The sequence below is a fragment of the Stratiformator vulcanicus genome, from assembly GCF_007744515.1.
In the GTDB taxonomy this organism is placed as follows: domain Bacteria; phylum Planctomycetota; class Planctomycetia; order Planctomycetales; family Planctomycetaceae; genus Stratiformator; species Stratiformator vulcanicus.
Window position 1 is genome coordinate 208,260 of record NZ_CP036268.1, and the last position, 26,308, is coordinate 234,567.

Consider the following 26,308-nt stretch of genomic DNA (forward strand, 5'->3'; position numbering starts at 1 on the left):
AATCAATCGACCGAGAAATAAGTCCACAAAGTCATACCGCGAAGTCCGCCGAACGGGCTGCGGCCGGCAGATTATAATTTCGGCAAGTTACGTTTCGGTTTGGGCGTTGCAGTACGTTCTTCCCGTCGCTGCTCTTCCTCGGCAAGCAGCAGTCGAACCACGTCGGGATCGCGGGCTCGCTCTCCGAACCGTTCGACCATTGAGTACTGTTCCTGCCAGGCCCAGCCCATGGGAATGCTGAGTTCGCGCTCGGCGATCATCGCCCACGGCGTGCCGGAGTGATCATCGATCACGCTCTTGAGATACTCTTCCGCCTTCTCAGCGATCTTGCGGACACGCGGCCCGCCGGCGATTTCGGTCGAAGGCACGAGTCGCCACTGGTCGCTTTGCGGACCCTGGAAGGGTTTTGGTGAGCTCTTCATGTCGGCGAGCACGACGTTGTAACCGAAGGCCCGGGCCTGTTGAGCGAGTGCCCGCCCCATCGCCAGATCGAAGCTGGCCTGCCAGCGCGGCTCGGTCAATTTCGGGCGATCCTTTTCCCCTTCCGAAAGCAGCGCGACGAGCCGGTTGACGTGATACTCATATACGGCGATCGGCTGCTGGGCATCGGTCACGGCCCGCCGAAGCTCGTTGTCGTCCTTGGCCGGGAAGAGCAACGTCGGTTGCGGTACGCTGTCGGCCTGCGTTGCGGTCGCCGACTGAACCAAAGCGGCCTTGGCCTTGTTGACGACCAGTGCCCGCTCGTAAATGGCGATGGGCCGATAATCGGGCAGGTAGCGCCGCATGATCGTCGGGTCGAACCGCACTCGGGGTTCATCCGTGAGCAGATACAGCCCGCCCGTTTCAGCGCACAACCGCGTCAATGCGTAGGGGCCGTAGCCGGACGACATCAACTCCAGATCGTTGAACCGGCCGCCCCAGAAGCCGAGTTGCAGTCGCTCGGGGTAGACGGTTTCGGGTCCCTGGTCGACCGGCAGCATCATCGTGTCCCCTTCCGGCATCACGTACGCTTTGCGGCCCTTCTCGCGGCCGAACGGGGCGGCGTCTCCGACGCAGTAGGTCTTAATGCTGTATCGCTTGAGCTTCGAAACGGTCGGTTCGACGAGGGCGTAGTCATCGCCCCGTTCGTCGGTGACGACGATCAGCATCATGTTCTTGCGAGCCCGAGTCCGTTCCCGCAGGAAGCGATCGGTGACGTGATTGACTGCCATGAAGACGCTTTCGTTGCCCGATTCGTCCGCCGGGATGTTGCGGACCTTTTCGGCCAACTCGGCAATATCGCTCGTCGGACGCTCTGTCAGAACGGCCACGTCATTCCCGAAGATCGCGATGACCGTTTCGAGAGCCGACTTGCTGCGTTCCTCTTCGAGTTGTCCTAACTGGGCATAGATCGATTCGAACCGATCGGCGATCGCATCGCGACGGTCTTTGAGCGAAAGCGACGCATCGAACAGCCAGATCACGACCGTCTCACGCTCGCGCAGCGAAGCGGCGATTTCCTGCGTCAGAATATCGACGGCCCCTTCAACGCCGCCGGGGTGTTCCGTCGTTCCGGAAAGATCGAGTTGCTCGACCAATTCCATCTGATTGGGAGGGGGGATTTCGTCGAGGACCGGTGTTTCGACCTTGGCGATTTCCTTGTGAATCTGCTGCTGCATTTCGACTTGCGGCTTCATCCCCGCTTCGGTGGCGGCCGCTTTCGACGGGCTGGCGATGTTGATCGGGCTGTCGTTGCCGATCTCTTCGGTCACCACCGCGTTTTCGAACTTGTATTCCTCGAAATCGACCTCTTCCATCTCGCTGGTGATATCGGGGACCGTTTCGATCACGATCTCGTAGTAGATACCCCCAAAACAGAGCAGCAATGCGAGGTGAACGGCGGCGCTGATCGCCCATGCCGGGGCTGCGCCGACGCGATCACCCAAATCGTGGAAGAACGGTTTCTCGCGACCCTGCGGTGGCTCCGGTGTAGGAGCACTCGCGGTTGCGGTCGAAACCGGATGGATGGCTTGAGAACTCACGCGGAAATCCTCAGGGAAACTTGGATGGAATTCGGGCGAGGCTGCAGCGTCGATCAATGCGAATCCTACCAATCTAATCCGCCCGATGCGTTGCCGCAACCTCCTTTTATATCAGAAGATGCAGTGCATCAGCCCGATGTCGAGCCGAACGCGCCGCTTCGGATGATCGCGGTTCGAGCAATGACGCTGACTCGCTCCCCTCTATACATACCCGATTCGCGGGCGATCTGTTCGTCGAAATGCTCGAAATTTGCCCGGACGATCACCCGGTCGGGTGGTAGCGATTTTGCGACAAATGCCGATTTCGCCGACTTTGCGGGCAGTTTCGGTACAGACCTGCCCGACGATTTTCGATATTCAACGGTACGGGCGGATTTGACCGTCACCGGGCATCGGGCCCTTGGTTAATCGTCACTTGGCTGGATACAGCTCGCCTCGGCGGCGCACGGAAACGGGGTGCCCATTGGTGCGTTACGAGGAGTCGCTCGTCTCCGCGAACGACCATACGCGTCTGTTCGTCAGAACGTACACGCCGTGCGACGGTAGCGATCGCTCGATCGTGCTGCTGCATGGGGCGACCGAACACGGCGGGCGGCTCGAGCCGCTGGCGCGATATTTCTGCCATGCCGGCTGGCGCGTCATCGTTCCCGATCATCGCGGTCACGGTCGTTCATCGGGACGCCCGACCCACCTGCGCCGGTTCACCGACTACCTGTTCGACGTCGAAGCAATTTGCCGGATGCAGGGCGTCCACCCGGCCCGTTCGGCGATGGTCGGCATCAGCATGGGTGGACTCGTCGCGATTCGCCACGCCCAGCGCTTTCCCGGGCGATTTGCCGCGGTGGGACTGATCTCTCCGCTGCTCGGACTCGGGTTCGAAGTCCCTCCCGCGCTCATCAATGCCGGGCGGCTGTTTTCAAAAATCTGGCCCCGAGCTCGATTTCGATCCATTCTCGATCCCGCCGACGTTTCGAAATTTCCCGCCAGCCTCGAAGGCGAAGGGGCCGATCCGCTGATTCACCGCTCGGTCACGGCCGGATGGTACTTCTCCACACGCAAAGCACTCCGGCAGGCATGGACCCAGGGACACAGCATCCAGTGCCCGTTCTACGTGATGCAGGCCGAGATTGACCGGGTGGTCGACGTCGAATCGAGCTACCGCTGGGCCGCGATGATGGGCCTTGTCCCCGATTCCTATCGGTTACTGCGAGGCCAATATCACGATCTGCTGGCGGAGCCGTCGTGGCGATCCGATGCCGCGATTTTGGCGGATTGGATGGACGAACAAGTCCCGCAGCAACTCCGCTCCTACCGCCTGCAGGCCGCGTAAACACAAGCCGCGCACGAAGTAAGCGGATGGGAGTCATCCCCAAGATCCGCTTACTTCGTGCGCGGCTTGTTCGTTCGTGCGCGGCTTGTTCTCTTCGCGTTTCGCCATCACAACTCGGCAGAATGTCATCGTTCCGGGCTTCTCGATCGGCCGGCCCTCGCCATCGAACAGCCGATAGCGAAGGCCTTCGTCCGATACCATTTCGAGGAACTCCGGCAGTCGGGCCCGACCGGGGTCGCCGAGCCAGAACTCGCCGTCGTCGGGCAGTAATCGATTGATCGATTGCAGCAGCGGTCGGTGCAGGTCGGAAAAGTAGACGAGATCGCTGCCGACGATCCAAGGCCACTGGCGTTTTGGTGGCTGCCGCCAGTTGAGGACCAAACCCTCGGCATTTTGTAAGCCGTTCCGGCGAGCATTGACGAGTGCGGTGCGGACGGCATCGGGCTGCTCGTCGCTGAATGCCACTGTCCTTCCCGCCGCGGCTGCCGCGAGGCCCACCAGTCCGGTCCCGCATCCCAGTTCAAGCACGTCCCCTTGCTTACGCCGGGCTTCGGTCGAAACGATGCGCGCCATCGGCTCCGCGGCCGACCACGTGTAGAGCCAATAGGGGTCGCTGCGCTCGTTCTCCCATGCTTCGGCCAACTCGGGATCATCGAGAGAGGCATCGGGATTGGCCGGCACGAACAAACGCAGTTCGCGGCCCCCGATCGACCAATTACGCTCGGACCAACCGCCGGGCACGTCGGGAAGATCGTATCCGATCGTGTTGGCTTTCATGTCAGTTGGACATGTTGGTAAGTCATGTTGGTTGGGATTTCGTCAAACGTATTGGGAACCTTTTGGTCAGGTCCCTTGCTTGCGCTGCGGGCTTGTGTTTGGGAGTCCGTTATTTCTGACGGCCTTCGATGGCGACGAGCAGGATGCCCGCGGCGAGCGGGAGAAACGGATGCAGTGGGCAATCGCCTTCGACCGTGACCGTCATCTTCTGCACGAACGGGTTGAAGTGCCTTCGAAACTCGGCCCACGCATTTCCTTCGCCGTCTCGCAGCGTGAAGTTCTGCGGAACCAGATCCGCGAGAAATCGCCGGACCAGAGCCATCGCGAGGCTGTCTTCCTGAATCGTGCCGACCGGAGTGCCCTGCTGGTCAAGCAGCGACCATTCGTCACGGAGGATCGAGGTCATCCCCTTGCGGCGGAGCGTGCCGATGTGCTCGTTGTCCGCCGCCACGAAGACGTCATAAGCGGCGCTGAAGTCGATGATGCTGCGGGCCTTGATCACGACCCACTCTTCCGTCTGAGCATCGTCGCGATAGACCCTGATGTCCTCTTTGAGCCGAAATGCTTTCTGGCGGGAAAATCCCACCATGTCGCCGTCGGCGTTGAAGACCTCGAATTTGGTGTCGGGGAACGAGAACAGACGCTTGCGGATCGTGTATTCGGCGGCGGACATCGATTCCTCGGGGCAGCGAATAAAGCGGGCCTGTCCGGCAGAGAATAACGCCGGACGCTCTTGGGAACGATCATCCGCCCGACTCGGTTCACCCGGCGAGATCGCGGAGGCGCGATTCGTCCACAACTTCGCCCTTCGGCAACTCCTCGATGCGATCAAGGATGCGGACGACGCGACCATCGTCTGCTTCCAGACCGAGTTCGGTCAGGCGGTGCGCGACGGCCTTGCGACCGCTATGACGCCCGAGCACGAATTCGATGCCCTCAGCCCCCACCCGCTCGGGACGATAGGGCAGATAGGTATCGGGATTCTTGAGCAGGCCGTCCTGATGGATGCCCGCTTCGGTCGCGAAGACGTTTCGCCCGGCGACCGGTTTCATGGGGCTGATCGCAATGCCGGTCAGATCGGCGACGAGGCGGCACAACGGGGCAAGTTTTGCCATGTCGAGTTTGAAATCGCGATCGTATTGATCCCGATTCATGTCCAAGGCGATCGCGACTTCTTCCAACGCGGCATTGCCGCAGCGTTCGCCGATCCCGCCGACGGTGCACTGCACGACGTTGGCCCCCTCGGCGACGCAGGCGAGCGTATTGGCGACGGCGAGCCCGTAATCGTTGTGCATGTGCACGGCGAGCAGGGCTTTATCGAGATTGGGGATGCCCGCTCTGAGTGTCCGCATCCACTCGGCGGCCTTCTCGGGCGTGAGCACGCCGACGGTGTCGGGAAAGCCGACCGTCGTCGCGCCGCATTCAATGGCAAGTTCGTAGCATTGGCACAGGAAATCAGGTTCCGTCCGAGTCGCGTCTTCGCCGGCGAAGCTGACGATCGGGAACTTCGAACTCGCGTAGGTGACGGTCTCCCGAATGATCGCGAGGATCTCGTCTTTGGTCTTGTTGAGCTTGTGTTCGCGATGGAGCGGGCTCGTCCCGCAGAACAGGCTCACGCCCCGTTTGTGCGATGCCTGACCTTTGAGGGCCTTGTCCGCGGCATCGATGTCGGCCGTGACCGTGCGGCACAGGCAAGTCAGCACCGGTTTGCGGACGACGCCGATCATCCGGCGGATCGCTTCGACGTCGGCTTCGCTGCTGGCCGGAAAACCCGCGTCGAGCGAATGCACCCCGGCATCCTGCAGCGCCAGTGCGATCTTCACCTTGTCGTCGGGCTCGAGCGTCGCCCCCGGCATCTGCTCGCCGTCGCGAAGCGTCGTGTCGGAAAAGAGAATCTTGTTCGAACGCTTGTGATGCCCGATGACCGCGCGCTTGATCGTCGTTTCGATGGCTTTGAGCAGCATGGGGCGATCCTGCCGGAGAGGCGAAAGCGGCGAAAAGGGGGTGAGCCTTCTCATTACTTCGCCGGAAAGTCCCGCAAAATTGCGTCAATATCGCGCGCTGCGTGAAGTATCCGAATGATCTCGACTCCGTCCGGCGCTTCCCGATAACAAATCACGTAAGGCTTAACCGGAAATACCCGCACACCCTGACTCTCAAATGGCGGGTGGTGGGGCGCCATTCGGGGATTCCGAGCCAAATCCTGAGTCACGGTCAGGAGTCGATCACGAAGTCGCACCGCGGAAGACGACCGTCGCTGAGTAATGTATTCGAAAAGTTCAAGCAGGTCTTTTTCTGCCAGCGGTGAGAACCGGGCTTCAGCCATCGGTTGGTACCCGTTCGGCGATCAACCGGTCAATTCGCGCGAATACCTCTGCGGATGAAATGCTCTTGCCCGCATCGAGTTCAGCCAGGCCCAGTTCAATTTTATGTTCAATCGATGTCTCCGCCGTCGCCCGGCGGAGCGATTCTTCAATCGCTTCAGCGTCGGACGAAAACTCACCCCGGCTGACCAACTCCTTCGCCAGTTCGGCGGCGGCGTCGCTGATTTCAACACTCTTCATTGTGGAACTTTCTGCGAAAAATCGTATTCGCAACATGAGGTCGACGGTTGAACGTGTGCCCCAATCGGCATCGGCCAATCTCCCTGAGAATAACGCATGGACCCCGTCCGCACATACAACTTGATCGAAACGGTCTGGTGGTGCGGGCTTGGGCTGGCGACCCTGCTACTCGAACGTCGCTCGTCCGTCTCACTGGTCGTTCGCTACTCGCTGGCGGTAACTCTGTTCGTGTTCGGCCTGTCCGACCTCGTCGAGATATCGACCGGAGCCTGGTGGAAGCCATGGCCGCTCGCGGTGCTCAAATTCGCCTGCGGATCCGGGATCTCCCTATTGGCACTCGCTTGGTGGCGACAGACGCGTAGGGGAAAAGCCGAAATTTAATGTCAGCGGGCGGTAATCGCTCTGGATCGCTTGCACTCTCCCTCGCATTCTTAGAATGCGAAGTGAGGGAATGGCGGCGATGAATATCTTGATGCTCACCAACATCTACGACCCGCTCGTCGGCGGGATCACGGAGAGCATTCATCGGTTTACCGATGAATACCGCCGCCGGGGACATCGCGTCGTCGTTGTGGCGCCCGAATTCGAAGGGGTGGTGCCCGGTGAAGAAACCGACGTCGTTCGCTTTCCCGCCTTGTTCAAGGCTTACAAGCGGCGGTATTCGATTCCACTCCCCCTGCCCGGTCTGATCGCCGCGACGCTCAGCGAATTCGATCCTGACGTCATTCACTCGCATCATCCGTTCTTGATCGGCCGCGTTGCACAGCGGGGCGCTAGCGTTTGGAACGTGCCCCTCGTCTACACGCATCACTCACGCTACGAGATTTACGCCGAGACCGAAGGGCTGAGTCAGTCGGTGCAGCGGATGCTGTGGGGGTTGACGCACTCATACTGCAACGCCTGCGATGCGGTCGTCGCGCCGAGCGAGAGCATTCGGCGTGACCTGCGGGCCCATAACGTCGACAGCCGGATCGAGATTATCCCGACCGGGGTCGACGTCGAGAAGTTCGGCGCCGGCGACGGGAGCCGCGTCCGAAAGCGATTCGGCGTTCCGGCGGATGCCTTCGTGGTCGGGCACGTCGGTCGAATCGCGAAGGAGAAGAACTGCGGATTCCTCGGCGATGCGGTCTCAGAATTCCTTCAGTCGACGCCGGATGCCCGCTTCCTATGCGTCGGCGAAGGGGATGCGCTGGCGGAGATTCAGTCGATTTTCCGAACGGCGGGCCTTGAGAACCGGCTCGTCACGCCGGGCCGACTGAGTGGACAGGATCTGATCGATGCCTATCACGCGATGGACGTGTTCGCCTTCGCCTCGCAAAGCGAAACGCAGGGGATGGTGCTCACCGAGGCCATGGCGGCCGGGGTCCCGGTCGTCGCCGTGGCGGCCAGCGGGGTGCGGGACGTGATGCGGGATGAAGTCAACGGTCGCATGTTACAGACCGAAGATCGAGAATCGTTCGCCGCCGCGCTGCGGTGGGTGCGGGAAGCACCGGCGGATCGCTTGGAGAAGCTCTCCGCCGGCGTCGCCGAGACCGCCCGCGAATTCTCCATTCGCACAACGGCGCAGCGAGCCCTCGACCTTTATGACCTGGTCGTCAAACGCCGCACGGAAAAAGACGCCGAGCAGCAGTGGTCGGCGTTCGATGTGCTTGAAGCCGAGTGGAACGCGTTCAGCGGCAACCTCGAAGCGATCGGCAAAGCGATTTTGCCCAAGTCGCGTCGTACGACGGAGTAATCGAGCGATTCACACAAACACCGCGTCCTGAGACGCGTGGCCGAGCGCGGCGTGAGGTTGGTCGAGCGGAACGGGGTTCCTCCCCGCGTTCGGTCCGCAGATCTTTCGAACGCGCGGCTTGTGGGGCGAAGGGATCGTTCGGTTCAACACAAGCACCGCGTCCTGAGACGCGTGGCCGAGCGCGGGATGAGGTTGGTAGAGGGAACAGGGTCGCTCCCCGCGCTCGTTCCGCGGTTCTTGCGAACGCGCGGCTTGTATCGACGCTGTTAAACATCGATTTGAACAAGTTCGCGATCTTCCACACGATTACGATGCGGGGCTGGGACACGCGACTCCGGCACGCTCAACGGGGTGACGATCGGTTCGCTCGCAACGGGCGTTGCCTCGCGAAGCGGCTTCAACCCGCCCAACGTCACCGCGGCGGCGCGGGCGAGACCGCCGAGGCTGCCGAACGTGGCAGAGACGGCAGTCGGTTCGTAGCCGCAGTGGACCATGCAGTCGGTGCAGCGGGGGTTGCCGCTCGATTTGCCGTACGCGTCCCAGTCGGTCGTCGCCATCAATTCGTCGAACGTGTCGACGTATCCGTCCTGCAGCAGGTAGCAGGGCTTTTGCCAGCCGAAGATGTTGTAAGTCGGACTGCCCCACGGCGTGCACTCGAGATTCCAATTGCCTCGGAGGAACTCCAAGAACAAAGGTGACTGATTGAAGACCCACCGCCGTTTCGGTCGGTCCAATATCCGGCGAAACAGCTCGACCGTTTCGCCCAAATGCAGAAAGTGCTCCTGATCGGGAGCCTTTTCGTAGGGGTAACCGGGCGAGAGCATCATTCCTTCGACGCCGAGGTCGGTGAGCTCATCGAACATTTCACGCAGCCGCTGCGGGTCGGCATTGTTGAAGACGGTCGTGTTCGTCGTGACGCGAAACCCGCGTCCCACCGCGGCCCGAATCGCATTGACGGCGATGTCGTAAACGCCTTCGCGGCAAACGGCTTCGTCGTGCTCTTCCCGCGGCCCGTCGATGTGAATCGAAAACGAGAGCTGCTTGTTCGGTTCGAACAGATCGAGCTTCTTCTCCAATTGCAGCGCGTTAGTGCACAGATAGATGTACTTCCCGCGGGCAATCAGTCCGTCGACGATCTCGTCGATTTGCGGATGAAGCAGCGGCTCGCCGCCGGGGATCGAGACGATGGGAGCCCCGCACTCCTCGGCGGCCTTGACGCAGTCTTCCGGCGATAGGTTCTTCCGGAGAATTTCGACCGGATGCTGGATCTTACCGCAACCTGCGCAGGCAAGATTGCAGCGAAACAGCGGCTCGAGCATGAGGACCAAAGGATAGCGCTTCCGACCGCGCGCCTTCTGGCCCAGCACGTAGCTCGCCACGGTCCACATCTGCGATACGGGAACGCCCATCGGTCCGGACTCCTTCCGCCACGGGTCGATTCGAATGCGGTCAATACCGCGTGAAGAATCATTCAATTGTCCGGTCTATAACAGACTTGGCCGCAGAAGTCAGCACGACACCCGTCGGTCAAAAGGTCGGATGCGGCAACGAATCGCTCGACGAGCTGGCATATCCGAAGAGGTCGAACCCACAATCGTGTCATGAATCAATCTCCCATCGGCTCGACCTCAGTCGACGATCACCCTCCGCTGCGAGCCGTCGTCTTTGATGCCGTCGGCACCGTGCTCCATCCGCAGCCCGACGTCGTGACCGCCTATCACGAGATCGGGCGGCAGCACGGCTCATCGCTCAGTCGCGACGAGGTCGGTCGCCGTTTTCGAGAAGCATTTACGTCGCGGGCGGAGACCGAACTCGAAACCAGTGACGCGATCGAATACGAGTTCTGGCGGTATGTCGTCGGCAAAGTCTTTCGAGATGTCGTTGACCCGGAGGCCTGCTTTCGGCAACTGCATGAGCACTTCGCTCAGCCAACGTCCTGGCGGTTCGATTCGGAGACCGAACGGGTATTGACGGCCCTCGGTCTCCGGGGTGTCGTGCGATGTATCGCGTCGAACTTCGACGCCCGGCTCGATGGGATTCTCGACGCCTCACCGGTGGGTCCGCTCTTCGATCATCGGGTTATTTCGTCGAAAATCGGCTACCGCAAACCTCATCGCAGGTTTTATGAAATCGTCCTCGAAACCTGCGGCACCACTGCGGCTGAGACGCTATTCATTGGGGATGAACCGGCGGCCGATCGCGAAGGTCCGGCACAGCTCGGCTGCCGCGCGCTTCTGCTTGATCCCGGCTGCTCCGGCGAAGAAAACTGTGTCACGCAGCTCCGCGACGTTCTCTGCTTTTTGGAAGCGAATTGATGCGGTGCGCTGTTAGCTCGGGCGGAGTGGATCGTCTACAGGGTCGGTGGCGTCCATGCCGCTGATGAACTGTCCCGCCCCCAGCCGGCACACGCGGGTCTTGTGCCTCTCCCTTCTTGATGGATGGACTGCCATGCGCCGCCGATACGGTTTCACCCTCATCGAATTGCTCGTGGTGATCGCGATCATCGCGATCCTCATCGCCCTGTTATTGCCCGCCGTGCAACAGGCGCGCGAAGCGGCACGGCGATCCCAGTGCAAAAACAACCTGAAGCAATTGGGACTGGCGGTTCACAATTACTTCGAGGTCGCCTCGGCGTTGCCGCCGCTATCGTGCTGGTCGATCGGCGGCTCGCTCGGCAGCAACAACGGATCGTGGTCGGTGCACGGTCGCATTTTACCGATGCTGGAACAGGGCAACCTGTTCTCGCAGGTCGATCTTGATGAAGCGTGGGACACCCAGCCCGAAATCAGCGGTATTAAGATTTCGACGTACGCCTGTCCGACCGACCCGCAGGCCCACGTCGTGCGTGACCCGGGTAGCGGTCGACCTCTGCTCTACCCGACCACCTACGCTTTTAATGCCGGTACGTGGTTCGTGTGGAACCCCGAGGACAACGCGATCGGTAACGGGATGTTTCATCCGAACGCCAAGCTTGGTTTTCGCGACTGTACCGACGGCACATCGAACACGCTGATGGTGGCCGAGGTGAAAGCGTGGACCTCCTACGTTCGCAATGACGACACGGTTCCGTCCGCTACGGTGCCGGCCGACGCGGCTTCCACGTTGGCTCAGCTCGACACGGCGATCAATGCCGGGATCGGCGATTATAAAGTTGAGCCCGGCAAGGCGACCGGCCATACCGAATGGCCCGACGGACGCGTTCACCACGGCGGGTTTACCGTTATGCTTGGACCCAACACTCGTGTGCCGCTCACACACAGTGGCGTCGAATACGATGTCGACTACAACAGCCAGCAAGAAGGCAAAACCTCTTGCTCCGATATGTTTTGCGACACCTATGCGGCGATTACCTCCCGCAGCTATCACACCGGCGGCGTTCAAGTCACATTAATGGACGGCTCGGTTCGCTTCATCTCGGAGAACCTGGACCTCACCATCTGGCGAAATCTCGGCGCAAGAAACGACGGCCAGGTCATCGGCGAATTCTAAGGTGTTTAACGCCAAGCCACGTACGAAATAAGCGGACATCGCCCCCACACAAGCCCGCAGCGCAAGCAAGGGATTCCTACGCAAGTCTTCCCTGCATCCTTCAAGGTATCTTTTCAGTACTTAATAACGCCAAGATATCTCGATCCGCTTACTTCGTGCGCGGCTTATGGTTCGAATTCAAACACTGACGATTGCCCGAAGAATGCCAGCTCCAGTCATCAAAGCCGCGTCGGTCATCGCTGTTTGTATCGTCGCTGCCTGCTGCGGTTGCGGCGCACCGATTGCTGAAACCGCGGATCCGAGTCCTGACACCGAGAAAGACGTCCCGATGCACATCGTCCTTCTCGGTGACTCGATCTTCGACAACGGCGTCTATGTCGGCGATGACCCGTCGGTCATTGAGCAGCTCGATGCCGCTCTTCCCGAAGGCAGCGTGGCAACGCTTCTCGCCGTCGACGGAGATACGACCGTTGACGTGGCCGCGCAATTAAAACACGTGCCGGACGACGCCACGCATCTCATCGTGAGCGTGGGCGGAAACGATGCGTTGCAGTCGTCCTACATTCTGGCGGAAGAAGCATCGTCGGTCGGCGAAGCGGTCTTGAAACTCGCGGAGCTGCAAGACGACTTCAGAAAGACTTACGAGAAAATGCTCGACGGCGTGCTTGACCGCGAGCTTCCGACCACTGTGCTTACGATTTACGACCCGAATTTCGGGGAGGGCACCCAGCAACGCATGTCGGTGACCGCCCTCGCACTATTTAATGACGTCATCACCCGCGCGGCAATTAAGAGAAAACTTAACGTGATTGACCTGCGCACGTTATTCGACAATCAGGCCGACTATGCCAACCCGATCGAACCATCGGCGAAAGGCGGGGAGAAACTGGTCGAGGCGATTCAGCGATCCGTGAACACGGACCGCGGTCGAGCTGATATCGCCGTCTTCGGTATCACTTACGCTCAATAACTCTCGACGTTAATTAATTCGCCTGCACTGGCAATTGGATTTCCCACCAGCGATTCTTTCGGGGAATGTTGGGGCCATTATATCCCATCGTCCGCGGGTCGCCGGCGACTTGCCACTTCTCCGACTTCTCGATCGCCTCTCGCAATTCTTGAAGTCCCGCCTGCAAGGCTTCGCCGTCCATATCTCCGCGGTGACCTATTGAGATCACCGTCACCGGTTCGGCGTCGACCACATCAACGATCACGCCGTCGTTCGTCGGGCCCTGATCCAGCCTTCGATACAGAAACGACATCGACCACTCAATCTCACCGTCTGCGTCATCGAGGTCGCTGTAGTCGAGTTCGACGGGCGCGGTCATCGCGATCCCGCGCGACTTGATGTGGGCGAACAACGGCCAGAACGCGCCCGTCGTGCCGCGCATCGGATCTAGGGCACTCTTGCCCTTCCCGCCGACCGTTGCCCGACGGACCTTGGGGTACTGCTTAATTTCAATCACCCCCGGCGGTGTGGGCGGCGGATACCCGACCGGTAGCGGCGTGTCGACTTTGCTTTCGCCGGCGACGTAAATCGTCTTGTCGTCGGACTGTTCGATCTTCAACTCCGCGTCGCCGGAGATACGGGAGATGACTTTGCCCACCTCCACCGAATCTTCGAGATCCTCCGCATTCGCCGCCATGCTCACTCCGAGCGCAAAGAACCCCGCCATCGCGATCCGCAAACCGAACATATTCGCCTCCACGTGAGATGATTTTCCCACGCGGTGTGACGCGTGGGCTTTGCTTGAAGCATTATTCGCTACGAAGTCGCTCGCGGATGCGGGCAATTTCCTGGAGTGCTTCTAGTGGCGTCATCGCATCGACGTCCAACTCCCGCAGGTGGGAGATCATAGGATGCTCTTCGGTAGCGAACAGCGGGATTTGCTTTTCCTTACGCGTCCGCTTGGGTCCGGGGCGACGTTTGGCGTTTCCTTCCGCCGGCTCGGCTTCGAGGCTTTCCAAAATTTGATCAGCCCGGTCGACGACCTGCTTCGGGACGCCGGCGAGTGAGGCGACGTGCAGGCCGTAGCTGCGATTTGTGGCGCCGCGGACGATCTTGTGCAGGAAGGTGATCTCGCCGTCGGCTTCATGGACGGCCACGTGCCAATTGCCGGCTCGGCTGAGGCTCTTCGGCAGGTCGGTCAGCTCGTGATAGTGCGTGGCGAACAGCGTGCGGCAATCGACGGAGTCGTGTAGATATTCAGTAACCGACCACGCGAGGGAGAGGCCGTCGTAGGTGCTCGTGCCGCGGCCGATCTCGTCGAGAATAACGAGACTTCGCTTCGTCGCGGCATGCAGGATGCGGGCGGTCTCGGTCATTTCGACCATGAAGGTACTCTGCCCGCGGCCCACGTCGTCACTGGCCCCGACGCGGGCGAAAACACGATCGGCCACGCCGATTGTTGCCGATGTCGCCGGGACGAACGATCCCAATTGTGCGAGGATCGTTAAGAGGGCCGACTGACGAATATAGGTGCTCTTACCCGCCATGTTGGGGCCGGTCAGAACGACGATCGCCTCGTGCTCACCCCCCAGATGAATGTCGTTGGGAACAAATTCGCCCGACGGTCTTAAGCGATCGAGCACGGGGTGACGACCGTCTGTAATATCGAGCACGGGTTCGTCGGTCATTTCCGGTCGGCAATAGTCGCGCGACCCGGCGAGTGTTGCCAGTCCCGCCAGCACATCGAGCGACGCGAGCACCACGGACGTCTGCTGCAACCGCGGGACGTATTCGGCCACGCGAGTCTTTAAGGCATCGAATAACTGCTGTTCCAGTGCGATCGCCTTTTCCTCAGCGCCGAGGACCTTGTCTTCGTATTCCTTTAGCTCCGGTGTGATATAGCGTTCTTGATTCTTAAGAGTCTGCTTGCGAATGAAGTCGTCGGGGACCTTGTCGCGATGGGCTGCCGTCACTTCGAGGTAGTAGCCGAAGACTTTATTAAAGCCGACCTTAAGATTGGGGATGCCGGTCCGTTCGCTCTGCTTTGCTTGGTATTTGGCAATCCATGCCTTGCCGCCGCGGGCCAATTCGCGGAGTTCGTCGAGCCGGGTGTCAACGCCCGGCCTGATCATATTGCCTTCGGACGTTAACAGCGGCGGGTCTTCAACCAGCAACTTTTCGATGTCGGTTCGGACCTCCGGACAAAGATCGAGCTTGGCTTCCAAGGAATTCAGCAGCGAGGCGCCCCGTCCGCTCAGTTTCGCTTTTAGTTTTGGAAGCAGCGCGAGTGTTTTGCCCAAGCAGACGAGGTCTTTCGGACTCGTCCGCCCCGTCGCAACGCGTCCCGTGAGCCGCTCCAGGTCATAGGCTTCGTCGAGTTGCTCTCGAACGTTCCGGCACAGCGCCGTTTCGCGTCGCAATTCTTCGACGGCGTCGAGGCGGGCGTTGATTGCTTTCACGTCGGTTAATGGTCCGGATAGCCAATCGGCCAGCAACCGTGCTCCCATCGAAGTGACGGTTTCATCGATGACGGCGAGCAACGATCCGGCCCGTTCGCCGTCGCGGATCGTCCGCGTCAGTTCAAGGCTTCGGCGGGTTGCCTCGTCGATGATTAATCGCTCGCCCCGGCGGTGCGGTTCGATTATTGTAATGTGCCCGAGGGCGGTCTTCTGCGTTTCGCGAACGTAGTCGAGCAGCGCCCCCGCCGCCGTCACGCCGGGGCCGGCGTCGTCGAGGTCAAACCCTTCCAGCGTGGCGGTGCCGAAGTGCTCGTTGAGCAACCGGCGCGATTCGTCATTGCCGAACGACCAAGGCTGACGGGGGGTGTAAAGCGGCGTGCCCTCCCACTGCTGCCGGACCGAGACGACCGCTTTCGGCTGCTCCTCGGAGATCAAGACCTCCGAAGGGTCGAGTCGGGCGAGTTCGTCGATGACGTGCGCTTCGGGTAAATCGGCGGCCACGAATCGGCCCGTGGAGATATCGATCCACGCGAGGCCGCACGTGCCCGATTTGTCGGCGTGCAGGGCGCACAGGAAGTTGCTCTCCCGCGGGTCGAGCAGGTCGTCGTCGGTCAGCGTGCCGGGCGTGACGACCTGAGTCACTTCCCGCTTGACCATGCCCTTGGCCGTCTTGGGGTCCTCCACCTGTTCGCAAACGGCAACCCGGAAGCCCTGGCGAATCAATTTTTGCAGGTGGGGCCGCAGGGCGTGATAGGGGAACCCGGCCATCGGCACGGGGTTGTCCGAGTTCTTATCCCGGCTGGTCAGCGTCAGTCCGAGCGATTTCGCCGCGACCTCGGCGTCTTCGTAGAACAGCTCGTAGAAGTCGCCCATCCGAAACAGCAGCAGTGCCTCGGGGTTCTCCCGTTTCACCTCCTGATAGCGCTGCATCATGGGGGTGAGTTTGGGCATTGCTACAGTCGAGGGTCGAGAGGCGAGAGTCGAGAGTCCGTTTAGCCGCGACCGATAGGGAGCGCTCCCTGCCGGTCGCGGCTTAACAATCGCCGTTTGGGGCGAAATCTCAACCCTGCGGCCCCTGCGTTGCAAACGGAGAATCGAGACGCGATAACAAAATCGCTTGGACTTCCCGCACTCTTTCTCTTCCCACCGGAGCGCCCCGATGGCGACCGCCGACCGCATTTACAACTTCTCCGCAGGCCCCGCGACGATGCCGGTGCCGGTGCTGCAGCAGACCGCCGAAGCTCTGATCGACGTCAACGGCACGGGTATCGGAATTGCCGAACATTCCCACCGCAGCAAGACCTTCACCGCGATCTGCGAAGGAGCCGAGGCCGCCTGCCGTGAACTCGCGAATATCCCCGACGATTACCACGTGTTTTTCGTGCAGGGCGGTGCGAGCCTGATGTTCGGGCAGGTGCCGATGAACTTCCTCACGCCCGACAAAACCGCCGACTACCTCAACACCGGCTCGTGGTCGAAGAAGGCGATCAAAGAGGCCAAGCTGTTCGGCAACGTAAATGTCGCGTGCAGCAGCGAGGATCGCAACTTCTGCTACATCCCCAAGGACGTCAGTTACAGCGACTCGCCGACCTACGTGCATTTTACGTCGAACAACACGATCTTCGGGACGCAGTTCGCCGTCGAACCGGAGTGCCCGGACGGGGCGTATCTCGTCACTGATGCATCGAGCGACATCTTCAGCCGACCGATCGACGTCACGAAGTACGGCCTGATTTACGCCGGGGCCCAAAAGAACCTCGGCCCCGCCGGCGTCACGCTGATCATCGCCCGCAAAGACGTTGTCGACAGCGGCTCAGGCGACCTGACCACGATGCTGCAATACCGCACGCAGGCGGAGGCGGGCAGCCTGTCGAACACGCCGCCGACGCTCGGCATCTATATGATGAAGCTCGTATTCGAATGGATCAAAGGCCAAGGCGGCCTCGCCGCGGTCGCCGAGCGGAACGAAGCTCAGGCGACGAAGCTCTACGCCGCCCTCGAAGCAAGCTCGCTGTTTAGCGGCACCGCCGACGTCGACAGCCGGTCGAAAATGAATGCTTGCTTCGTCACCGGCGATGCCGACAAAGACGCGGAGTTCGTCGCCTTCTGCAAGCAGCGCGGCATGGACGGCCTCAAAGGGCACCGCAGCGTCGGCGGCATGCGGGCCAGCATCTACAACGCCTTCCCCGATGAAGGAATCGACGCGTTAATTGAGGCCATGAAAGACTTTGAGGCTGAAAAAGGCTAGAGTCGAGAGGCCAGTGGCTAGAGAAGACTTGGCGAGCCGTAAGCGTCAGCGCCCGGAGATCGAAAATGAAAACGCAACTACTCTGCATTGTACTCTTTACTGCCCCCGCAATCGGGCTGGCTGCCGAGCCGGATGTTGTCCTCGATGTGTGGCCCGGCAAGCCGCCGGGGGAGATGAAGGAAATCGGGCCGGAGAAGGCGGAGACGGTCACCGACGTCAAGACGATCATCCGCGTCTCGAATGTCTCAAAGCCGACGATTTCGGTCTACAAGCCGGAGAACCCCAACGGGGCGGCTGTCGTGATCTGCCCGGGAGGCGGGTATCACATTTTAGCTTGGGATCTCGAAGGGACCGAGGTTGCCGAGTGGCTCAATGAGAACGGCGTCACGGGCATCGTGCTGAAATACCGCGTGCCCCGGCGGGACAAGCTCACCTTTTGGAAGCCGCCGCTGCAGGATGCGCAGCGGGCGATGAGCCTCGTCCGCAGCAAGGCCGATGAATGGGGCCTCGACCCGGAACGCATCGGCGTTCTCGGTTTTTCAGCCGGGGGCAATCTCACCGTCCGCACGGCGACGCAGTTCGGCGAGCGGATGTATGAATCGATCGACGAGGTTGACGAAGTCAGTTGTCGGCCTGACTTCGCGCTGCCGATTTACGCAGCCTATCTCTCCGGCGAAGACGCGCTCTCGGCGAAGTCGACCCTCAACGTGCCGGAAGACACCCCGCCGATGTTCATGGTCCACACGTTCGACGACGGCCGCGACGGCAAACGGGCTTCGACCCACGTCAACGGCGTGATGATGTTCGGGATGGCGCTGCGGGATGCCGACGTACCGTTCGAGATGCACGTCTTCCCCACCGGCGGCCACGGCTACGGCCTTCGCCCCAGCGAACACGCCGTCACCGGCTGGCCGAAACTCGCCGAAGTGTGGATGCAAAAGAACGGCGTGATCCCCGAAGCGGAGTGAGCCCGATCACAAGCCCCGCTTCCTGAGAAACGGTGGCCGAGCGCGGGGGGATGCAGGTTAAGTTCCTCGAGGTTTGACCGCGCTCGCCTCGCGGTTCACAGGAACCTCGGCTTGTTGTATGGCCGACAAGCCGCGCACGAAGTAAGCGGATCGATGTATCCTAAAGCCTCGCTCTATCCGCTTACTACATGCGCGGCTTGTGAGGAGAATTAATATGGCATCCATCAACAAGCCGCACTTCCTGAGAAGTGCGGATCGAACACGGGGTGAGGCGGGAAGGTGTTGTCGACATGAGTCCCCGCGCTCGGCCACCGTTTCTCAGGAACCTCGGCTTGCTGGGAATAGGGTGCCGGGGTGCGTGTCGCCCCCGTCTCTGGGTGTTCGTGGGCTTCTTGCACTGCTTTGCTTCCCGGCAGGTTTTTAGGCTTCGTAATAGGTGCGATGCAAGAAGCGGGCCGAGTCTGCCCTGCGGGGGCGACACGCCCCCGGCACTCTGTGAGCGAGCGTTGCCGCGCGCTCGTTTCGCGGTTCTCAGGAACCTCGGCTTGTTGGGCGCGAGGATTTGCCCTCGTGTTCGGTCGGGGTAGAGTTCATTCTTGAACACCTCGTCTTCGATCGAATCCGACCTGCTCAATGAGTGAAACGCAGGGTACATCCTGGGCACAAACGCACTCGGGCGAACCGCCGGTGACGCACTGGTCCTTTACGACCGATGCACCGTTGGTCGACGTGTCGCTGGCCCGCGAGACCGATGAGGTCGTGTTGGCGGACGAATCGGGCGGCGTCTATCTGCTCGACCGTGACGGGCACGTGGCTGCGGTCACGCGGGGGCTGAAGGGCTTATCGAAAGTCGCGATTTCGGACTCGGGTGATTCGATCGCCGCCAGTCACGGACGCAATCGCGTTTCTTTATTGAACCGGAAGCTCGGGGTCACGAAGTCGATCGATCTGCCCGATCCGGTTCACGGCTTGGCCCTCGATCCGTTCGGCCGGAATCTCGCAGTGGCGCTGGGGAACTCACAGGTTCGCATCGTGAGTACCGAGTCGGGCAAGCTGAAGACGGTCGCCGAATTCGCCACGATCCGGCCGATCGCCCACATCGTATTTCTGGCGACGAAGCCGACGCTGATCGAAGCCGCCGAATACGGTCTGCTGTGCGAACACTCGCTCAAAGGCAAAGCGTTGTGGGACGAGAAACTGTGGAGCAACATTGGGGCGATCGGTGTCTCCGGCAGCGGCAGTCTCATTGCGACGGCGGCGTTCGCCCATGGGATTCAACTCTTCGGCCGGGGCGGGCGAAATCGGGGCGCGTTGCAAATCGAGGGCACTCCGCATCGCGTGGCCGTCACCTACGACGGGCGTTACATCATCGCCACGACGCTTGAGCGGCACATCTATCGGCTGACCACGAAGGGCAAAGTCATTTGGACCGGCCTGGCACCGCGTGAAGTCAAGTTTCTACGAGCCGACGCCTTCGGGCATTCGATCGTGTGCGGAACGGAAGGGGGCCGGGTCGCGCGGCTGGCGTGGACGCCGCTGGGCCCGCAAGATTCCGACGACTTTACCGGCGGCGACGCTTGAGAATTCGCCTTTGATTGGGCGGGTGTTCCGATCGCGGTCGAATTTCGGGTGGCGGTTCGGTTATTCTCACTGGGTACTCTTCCGTTCGCGTTCCGCTTTTCACTTCGCGCGGGCTTATCAATGTCGACCGATTCCGACGAGCAGGAAAGCTCGGAGCAAGTCACCTTGCAACCGGGCATGCAGCTCGGACGTTATTTGATTAAGAAGCGGCTTGGCGAAGGGGGCATGGGGACGGTTTGGCTGGCCGAAGATACGCAGTTGAGCCGATCGGTCGCGCTCAAGGTTTTGAAGACCGCCAAGGGGACGCCGCCGAACCTGATCGCGCGGTTCCAATCGGAGGCCCGGGCGGCGGCGAATCTCAAGCACCCGAGTATCGTCTCCGTTTACGACACCGGTGAGATCGAAGGCGTGCTGTTCATCGCGTTGGAATACGTCGAGGGAATCGACGTCGAACGCCTGATGGAAAAGAAGGGGCCGATCCCGTATCGCCGAACGGTCTCCATTATCGGCCAGATCGCCGATGCCCTCGACCACCTGCACGGGCAGGGGTTTGTGCATCGCGACATTAAGCCTTCGAACATTTTGATTCGAAAAGACGGCTCGGTCACGCTGACCGATCTCGGTCTGGCCCGCGCCGTCGAGGAAGAGTCTGAATCGCGGATCACGCGGGCCGGACACACGGTCGGGACGGTCGACTATATGCCGCCCGAACAGGCCCGCAGCAGTCGCTCCGCCGATATCCGCAGCGACATCTATTCGCTGGGCTGCACCTGGTATCACATGCTGACCGGCGACGTGCCCTATCGGGCCGATAGCCTGACGAATCGTCTCCGCGCCCATGCCGAAGAGCCGATTCCCGATCCGCGAAAAGCTCAGTCCGATACCCCGGAAGCAGTCGTGGCAGTGCTGCGTCGGATGATGGCGAAGAAGCCGTCCGATCGGTATCAGACGCCCTCGGCGCTCAGCAAAGACATTACCAAGGCATCGCAGCGCCGCTCGTCTGTTTCCGTCGACGATCTGGCCGCGCTCTCCGGTAGCGACACGGCCTCCGCCGACAGCAGAGACGAAGGTCCGCTTTCGGATGCGTCGATGGGGGCATCAAAGATCAGTGATGGGGCTCTGCCGAGTCGCAAGGCCCGCCCGCAACGTCGTTCGAAGAGTAAGTCGAGTCCGCGCGTGGCCGCGGCCCCGCCGCCGGGACGAAGGCCGCTCAAGCACGAGATGAAAGCCTCGGGCAAACCGACCGGTCAGGATTCGGCGATCGTCGTTGCCGGCGTGGTGGGATTTATTTTGTTCGCGCTCGTGGCGTGGTGGCTGGTGATCGAAGTCGGGGGCTCTTACGTCAAGCTGTCCGACGAGGGGGGCGAGGTCACCAACGTCGATCCGCGGATCAACGAAGGCGGCCCGTTGACTGGCAATGGCTCCGGCAATGGCATCGGCAACGGACAGCAAGACCCCGCGGGAACGCAGCGCGATTCGCCGAACGGGCAATCAGGACAGCCGACCGGTCCCGAACCCGGAGGCACATCGCCGAACCCGACCCGATTCCCCGATGTCGGGGGCGGAACAGGGACGAATCCGAATCAACCGACCGTGTTGGTGCCGACGCGCCCGGACAAGACCGACGACCCGAGTGAGGCCGCCCCGACGCCACCTCCGCTGTCGATCGGGACCGAACAGGAACGACCGCACTTTCCCGAATGGGTCGCGACCGTCGCCACCGCGGAGCGGCCGCATCCGTGGAATCAGCCCGGAACGGAAATCAGCGTCGGACGTTCGGACCGCACGTCGACCGACTACGTCAACCTGAGCGAAGCCTTCGCCAATCTGCCGGGCACGACCGCAACGATTCGGCTGCACGGGGACGGGCCGTTCGTCTGGAAGCTGCCCGCCGCCCGGGTTACGGCTCCGCTGACGATCGTGGCCGCAACCGGTTCTCGGCCGGTGATCACGTTCGTCGGTTCCGAGGTGCAGGGGGCCTCGGATGCGTTGCTTGAAATCGATGGTGCAGAACTCGCTTTCATTGGCGTCGACCTGACCTTTGACCTCGCACACGCTCCACTGAATGCCGCCGACGTGTTCGCAGTCGCCGAGGGGTTGCTGGCTCTGCGGGACACCACGATCTCGGTCGAACGGAGCGACGCGACGGCGGTTGAAAACCTTGTCCGCCTGCGACAGTTGGATGCCGACCCTGAAGAGCGCCGCCCCGCCGGTCGAGTGTTGTTCGATCGCTGCGTGATCGACTCCCGCGGCACGCGACTGGTTGACGTCGAACCGCTCCAGGCCGACGTCGTGGTTTCAAACAGTGTTGCCGTCCTTCGTGATGCCGGGGCCTTTCGTGTGCCCATCCCGAGCGGCTTTGACCCAATGAGCAATCCGGGCCGGGAGGTCGAACAGGTCGAACCGACGCTGCGGCTCGCCCTGTTCTCTTCATCGTGCTTTTCGTCCGAATCATTCCTGCGGGCCGAACCCGTACCGGGCTTTACCGTCGGGTCGCAACCAGCGATGTCGTTCCGCGCGATGAACTCGGTCGCCGCGAGTTTTCGGGGCGGTGAATCGCAGCCCCTCCTCTCCTTGGGGCAGGCCTCTTCGACCTATCGCCCCGAGAACGTTATCCGGTGGAACACCGATCGATTCGCGTTCGGGGTGTGGAAGCCGCTGATCGCGATGGACGGTCAGACCCAGCCCATCGCGGCTGGGCCGTCGAGTTGGCAGCGGACTTGGAACGACTACACGCCACCGCTGCTGATCCCGCTGTCGAGCCTTCCGCGATCGGAGTCTGATTCGGCAACCCCGATCGACAAAATCGATCAATTCGCGCGGGTGTCGAGCCATCCGGATGTCGGTGCCGACCCCGCGTTGCTGCCGGAGCGATCGGAGCGGAATTTCGTCGCTGGCCTGTTCGAAGCGAAGCTCCCCCTCCCCGTCCGCATTCCCGACCCATCGCAGACGATCAACTTCAATTTGGGCAGCGGCGATCTCGGCAGCTTCGTCAATTCGGGCAACTGGCCCGATGGTGCTCGCATCATCGCGTCGGGCAGCGGTCCCGTGCCGTCGAGTTCCTTCGCGATCGCCGGCCGAACACTGACGATTGAATTTGAGACGGCGGGCGAATCGCCGCCAACCCTACGGCCGCGACTGGTGCCGGAGTCCTCGCCCCCTGCCCCATTTATCAGCGTCAGGAATGGCCGACTTCGACTCATTAATCCGAACGTCGTGATGACCGGTTCGACCCGCCGGCGCGGCCCGAACTACTTCCTTGAAACGGCTGACGCCACGGTGCTGATCGAGTCGGGCGAAATACGCGGTCCGGAACGAGGCAGCCTCGGGCATGTCGGCATGTTTCGCCTGCGATCGGCCGACGCGAATGCCACCAGCTTCGGGAACTCGCGCGGGACCGTCGAACTGCGCGACACGTTCCTCACGGCGGAATCGCCGGTCGTGACGATCGCCTATGAAAGTTCCCCGCTGCGGCTGACGAACTGCGGGATTGTCACGACTGACGACATCTTGCGATTGCAGACGACGAGCGGAACCGGAAGCATGACGGCAATGATCGAACACTGTTCGCTGTCGGCCGGACGCGCGACCGCCTTATTCGCCGGGCAGAACGTCGGGCGAAGTGCGACTGACACGGTCCGAGTTTCGATTCGAGATACGGTGATCCTTCCGCCGCTGGGAATCCGCCCCCCGTCCCCTCCCGCGGTGATCTTCGATCAGGACCAGACATTCCCGACCGATGTCGTCCACTGGCGTGACCGTCACCTTGCCGTTGCGATTGACGACGTGCGGCTGCTGGCCGGCCCCGGCGTTTATCTGGACGAACAACGCTCCGAAACGAGGTGGCGGTTATACGCCGGCAAATTCGGGACGTCGGAACTGCATCTATCGAAGGACGCGGTCCGCCTCGCCTCCCGGCCGCAGATCGATCGCGTCGTCGAAATTGAGCCGAGGGATCTGAAGCTCGACCCAGCGTGCGAAGCGGCAAGTGCCGGACGCGGAGGCAAGCCGCTCGGCTTTACGATGCCTTAGGCCGCTTTGAGGGGTCGAGCCGATTGCGACCAATCGATCCAGTCGCCTACTTCCTCGACCGTCGGTGACTTCCCGCTGCGAAGAATCCGCTGGCCTTCTTCCGACTCGCAGAAGGGCGCCACCAGTTCGAACAACTCTTCGGCGTCCAGCGCGACGAGATCGGTCGGGTCGGTCACGCCGCACGCGACGAGGATTTGCGAGTCGTGACCGCGGAGGTTCGGAATCTGACAGCACAACCGAGCCTGGCGTTGCCAGTCGCGAAAGACTTCGGCGGTGATATAGGTCACGCCGAGACGTGCAGCGACGCCGGTCGCATTGGCCCCCAGAAGATCGGCGACCGTGCGGATGCCGACGCCTTCGAGTCGACTCGCTGTCTTCGGTCCGATCGACGGCGCATCGACGACCGGGCAGTTCCGATCGAGATAGAACTTCGGCCCGTCCGATTCGCCGCTTGCGTCGGCGGTCGATTCCGTGTTCGGCCGCAGCTCCGGCGGCAATGAATCTTTGAGCGAAATCGTCGGCTTTTGCGGCGGTTCTGCGGGGGGTTGTTTGGCCGTCGTGTTGCCGCCCCGCGGTGTCTCAGCCTGGGGGTCAATGATCTTCCGCATTGAGCCGAAGTCGGCGAACGGGTCGGCCGGGTTGATCTTCTTGGCTTCCGGACGGGCGAAGTTTGCCGGCTTGCTCTGCGTCGTTGCGGTCGTCGATTGCGCGGTCTTTGCTGGCGTGCCCGAAGCAATCGTCCGCGCCAGATTTTGAGCCGGGGACGATGTCGTCGAAACGGCCTGCGGCTTGGCCGGTTGAGCCGGTGCCACACGGGGTGTCACCGGGGGTCGGCCGGCCGTGTTGACCGTCCGTTGCGGCGGCGACTGCTTGACGTTCGCAACCGCCGGAGTCGGTTGTTCGACTTTGCGAGCCGTTGGTGCGGGTTCAGTTCTCGCCGCGGGCTTCGCAATTCCGGACTCTTTTCCGACCGGCTTGCCGTATTGGGTTCCGATCGGTCGCAGCGGCTTCTCATCAAGTTCGGCGAGGGGCACGTTGAGCACTTCGCGGGCGTGTGCTTCGCGGACGGCGTACTCATCTTCGGGCAGATAGGTGAGGACTCGTCCGGTTTGTTGATACTCGCGATAGATCATTTCCACGATCTTTCGCTGCCGCGAATTGTGCATCCGCTTGGTGACCCAGAAGATCGGCACCGTCAATTTCGAAAGCACCCCGATGAGCGTGATACCTTTGCGCGGCGGGGCGACGCCGGCGTCGACGAAAGCGCGGTCGAGAATTCGGCTGAACCCGACAGTCGCGTGACCGAGACATCGCGCGATGCGAATGCGGAGGTCCTCGTCGAGGCCTTCGACCGGTCGTTTCCGGCCGACCTCGAAGTCGTAGCGCTCAATGAGTGCTTCGTAATGCGGATTGGATACGCAGGCGCCTTCGATGACCATCTGCTCGAGCCAGTCGCCGCCGGAGGGGACCGCGACGTCGGGATAGCCGAGTTCGTCGATCAGCATTCCTCGCAACGTGTCGTACGACTTTGTCATGCTCCACTCGGCGGCGCGGTGGATGACGGTCTCTTCCTCACTCTGCCCGGTGTGAAAGGGCATCAGCGGGTCGGTGTAGTAGTGGCTCAGCACCCCGGCTGCGTAAATCGCGTCGTTCCAGTCTTTGTTCGCGAGCAACTCAACGGTTTTGTCATACCACTTCGCTGCCGCACGCGGGGCACCGCCCCAGTTGTTGTCACGCACGTGCAGCACGTGATTGGTGAAGTCCTTGAAGCGGGTGTCGGGGGCCTTGGCCCCTTCGAGGTACGCTTCGATGTTCCGCAAGAATAAATTCCGCCAGCGCGGAGCGTGTTCGTTCTTGAGGTGCAGCAGTGAGTCGAGCGCGAGCTTATGGTGCGTGCTCTTGCACTTCTCGGCGAACAACACATTGAACAGTAGCGACATCGGCCCGGCCCGCCTGCGAACGAGATTGTCCCATTCTGACAATTCATCGAAATTCATTCGCGCGGGTTGTCTCAGATGCCGCCCTTGCCGACAAGATCGATCGCGACACGAATGTGATCAGTTGACCAGAAAGAGGCCGCCGGGCGACGAACGTCTTCGGCCCATGAATCGCACGACCGAAATGGAAACAGGCGATCAGGCCGATTGAGCAAGAC

20 protein-coding genes are annotated in these 26,308 nt (G+C 61.3%); 10 read left to right on the forward strand and 10 right to left on the reverse strand.

What is annotated here, in order from left to right:
• Positions 1 to 71: 71 nt before the first annotated feature.
• Positions 72 to 2,021, reverse strand: coding sequence for a VWA domain-containing protein (locus Pan189_RS00800; RefSeq protein WP_145362075.1), 1,950 nt, complete (start codon positions 2,019 to 2,021; stop codon positions 72 to 74).
• A gap of 466 nt (positions 2,022 to 2,487) precedes the next feature.
• On the opposite strand from Pan189_RS00800, the gene Pan189_RS00805 reads away from it, so the two are divergent.
• Complete coding sequence (locus Pan189_RS00805; RefSeq protein ID WP_310820901.1) at positions 2,488 to 3,351, forward strand: alpha/beta fold hydrolase; 864 nt, start codon at positions 2,488 to 2,490, stop codon at positions 3,349 to 3,351.
• A 33-nt stretch (positions 3,352 to 3,384) separates the two neighbouring features.
• Here Pan189_RS00805 and Pan189_RS00810 read toward each other — a convergent pair whose 3' ends face one another.
• The 5 genes from Pan189_RS00810 to Pan189_RS00830 all read right to left on the reverse strand — a co-directional run bounded on the left by Pan189_RS00810 (position 3,385) and on the right by Pan189_RS00830 (position 6,692).
• On the reverse strand, positions 3,385 to 4,128 hold the full coding sequence (locus Pan189_RS00810; RefSeq protein WP_145362077.1) for a class I SAM-dependent methyltransferase: 744 nt from the start codon (positions 4,126 to 4,128) through the stop codon (positions 3,385 to 3,387).
• Positions 4,129 to 4,237: 109 nt separating this feature from the next.
• On the reverse strand, positions 4,238 to 4,801 hold the full coding sequence (locus Pan189_RS00815; protein WP_145362078.1) for an LURP-one-related family protein: 564 nt from the start codon (positions 4,799 to 4,801) through the stop codon (positions 4,238 to 4,240).
• Positions 4,802 to 4,889: 88 nt separating this feature from the next.
• Positions 4,890 to 6,092: a LeuA family protein gene (locus tag Pan189_RS00820; RefSeq protein WP_145362079.1), complete on the reverse strand. Its 1,203-nt coding sequence runs from the start codon at positions 6,090 to 6,092 to the stop codon at positions 4,890 to 4,892.
• A 53-nt stretch (positions 6,093 to 6,145) separates the two neighbouring features.
• The gene (locus tag Pan189_RS21590; RefSeq protein ID WP_145362080.1) at positions 6,146 to 6,454 is read right to left on the reverse strand and encodes a type II toxin-antitoxin system RelE/ParE family toxin; all 309 of its coding nucleotides are present in this window, start codon (positions 6,452 to 6,454) and stop codon (positions 6,146 to 6,148) included.
• Positions 6,447 to 6,692 carry a hypothetical protein gene (locus Pan189_RS00830; protein ID WP_145362081.1) on the reverse strand — a complete coding sequence of 82 codons (246 nt, stop codon included), beginning with the start codon at positions 6,690 to 6,692 and terminating at the stop codon, positions 6,447 to 6,449. Before Pan189_RS00830 ends, Pan189_RS21590 begins: the two co-directional genes overlap by 8 nt.
• Positions 6,693 to 6,788: 96 nt before the next feature.
• Between Pan189_RS00830 and Pan189_RS00835 the strand changes: the two genes are divergently transcribed.
• The gene (locus Pan189_RS00835; protein WP_145362082.1) at positions 6,789 to 7,073 is read left to right on the forward strand and encodes a hypothetical protein; all 285 of its coding nucleotides are present in this window, start codon (positions 6,789 to 6,791) and stop codon (positions 7,071 to 7,073) included.
• A 79-nt stretch (positions 7,074 to 7,152) separates the two neighbouring features.
• The gene (locus Pan189_RS00840; RefSeq protein WP_310820902.1) at positions 7,153 to 8,427 is read left to right on the forward strand and encodes a glycosyltransferase; all 1,275 of its coding nucleotides are present in this window, start codon (positions 7,153 to 7,155) and stop codon (positions 8,425 to 8,427) included.
• Between the two features lie 266 nt (positions 8,428 to 8,693).
• On the opposite strand, the gene hpnH is transcribed toward Pan189_RS00840, so the two are convergent.
• Positions 8,694 to 9,836 (reverse strand): adenosyl-hopene transferase HpnH, encoded by a 1,143-nt coding sequence (gene hpnH / locus Pan189_RS00845; protein WP_145362084.1) that lies wholly within the window; start codon positions 9,834 to 9,836, stop codon positions 8,694 to 8,696.
• 192 nt (positions 9,837 to 10,028) lie between these two features.
• Here hpnH and Pan189_RS00850 point away from each other — a divergent pair, with 192 nt between their 5' ends.
• The 3 genes from Pan189_RS00850 to Pan189_RS00860 all read left to right on the forward strand — a co-directional run bounded on the left by Pan189_RS00850 (position 10,029) and on the right by Pan189_RS00860 (position 12,886).
• Positions 10,029 to 10,742 carry an HAD family hydrolase gene (locus Pan189_RS00850; RefSeq protein WP_145362085.1) on the forward strand — a complete coding sequence of 238 codons (714 nt, stop codon included), beginning with the start codon at positions 10,029 to 10,031 and terminating at the stop codon, positions 10,740 to 10,742.
• Positions 10,743 to 10,875: 133 nt separating this feature from the next.
• Positions 10,876 to 11,916 carry a DUF1559 domain-containing protein gene (locus tag Pan189_RS00855; protein ID WP_145362086.1) on the forward strand — a complete coding sequence of 347 codons (1,041 nt, stop codon included), beginning with the start codon at positions 10,876 to 10,878 and terminating at the stop codon, positions 11,914 to 11,916.
• 202 nt (positions 11,917 to 12,118) lie between these two features.
• Complete coding sequence (locus Pan189_RS00860) at positions 12,119 to 12,886, forward strand: SGNH/GDSL hydrolase family protein (protein ID WP_310820903.1); 768 nt, start codon at positions 12,119 to 12,121, stop codon at positions 12,884 to 12,886.
• A gap of 13 nt (positions 12,887 to 12,899) precedes the next feature.
• On the opposite strand, the gene Pan189_RS00865 is transcribed toward Pan189_RS00860, so the two are convergent.
• Complete coding sequence (locus Pan189_RS00865) at positions 12,900 to 13,613, reverse strand: heme-binding protein (RefSeq protein WP_145362087.1); 714 nt, start codon at positions 13,611 to 13,613, stop codon at positions 12,900 to 12,902.
• 61 nt (positions 13,614 to 13,674) lie between these two features.
• Positions 13,675 to 16,275, reverse strand: a complete 2,601-nt coding sequence (gene mutS, locus Pan189_RS00870; protein ID WP_145362088.1) for a DNA mismatch repair protein MutS — start codon at positions 16,273 to 16,275, stop codon at positions 13,675 to 13,677.
• Positions 16,276 to 16,483: 208 nt separating this feature from the next.
• Between mutS and serC the strand changes: the two genes are divergently transcribed.
• The 4 genes from serC (at position 16,484) to Pan189_RS00890 (ending at position 24,153) form a co-directional block, all read left to right on the forward strand.
• Positions 16,484 to 17,572: a 3-phosphoserine/phosphohydroxythreonine transaminase gene (gene serC, locus Pan189_RS00875; RefSeq protein WP_145362089.1), complete on the forward strand. Its 1,089-nt coding sequence runs from the start codon at positions 16,484 to 16,486 to the stop codon at positions 17,570 to 17,572.
• 65 nt (positions 17,573 to 17,637) lie between these two features.
• On the forward strand, positions 17,638 to 18,540 hold the full coding sequence (locus tag Pan189_RS00880; protein WP_145362090.1) for an alpha/beta hydrolase: 903 nt from the start codon (positions 17,638 to 17,640) through the stop codon (positions 18,538 to 18,540).
• A 633-nt stretch (positions 18,541 to 19,173) separates the two neighbouring features.
• Positions 19,174 to 20,121, forward strand: coding sequence for a WD40 repeat domain-containing protein (locus Pan189_RS00885; RefSeq protein ID WP_145362091.1), 948 nt, complete (start codon positions 19,174 to 19,176; stop codon positions 20,119 to 20,121).
• A 120-nt stretch (positions 20,122 to 20,241) separates the two neighbouring features.
• Complete coding sequence (locus Pan189_RS00890) at positions 20,242 to 24,153, forward strand: serine/threonine-protein kinase (RefSeq protein WP_145362092.1); 3,912 nt, start codon at positions 20,242 to 20,244, stop codon at positions 24,151 to 24,153.
• On the opposite strand, the gene Pan189_RS00895 is transcribed toward Pan189_RS00890, so the two are convergent.
• Positions 24,150 to 26,150 (reverse strand): DUF4332 domain-containing protein, encoded by a 2,001-nt coding sequence (locus Pan189_RS00895; RefSeq protein WP_145362093.1) that lies wholly within the window; start codon positions 26,148 to 26,150, stop codon positions 24,150 to 24,152. The genes Pan189_RS00890 and Pan189_RS00895 overlap by 4 nt on opposite strands.
• Positions 26,151 to 26,308: the final 158 nt, after the last annotated feature.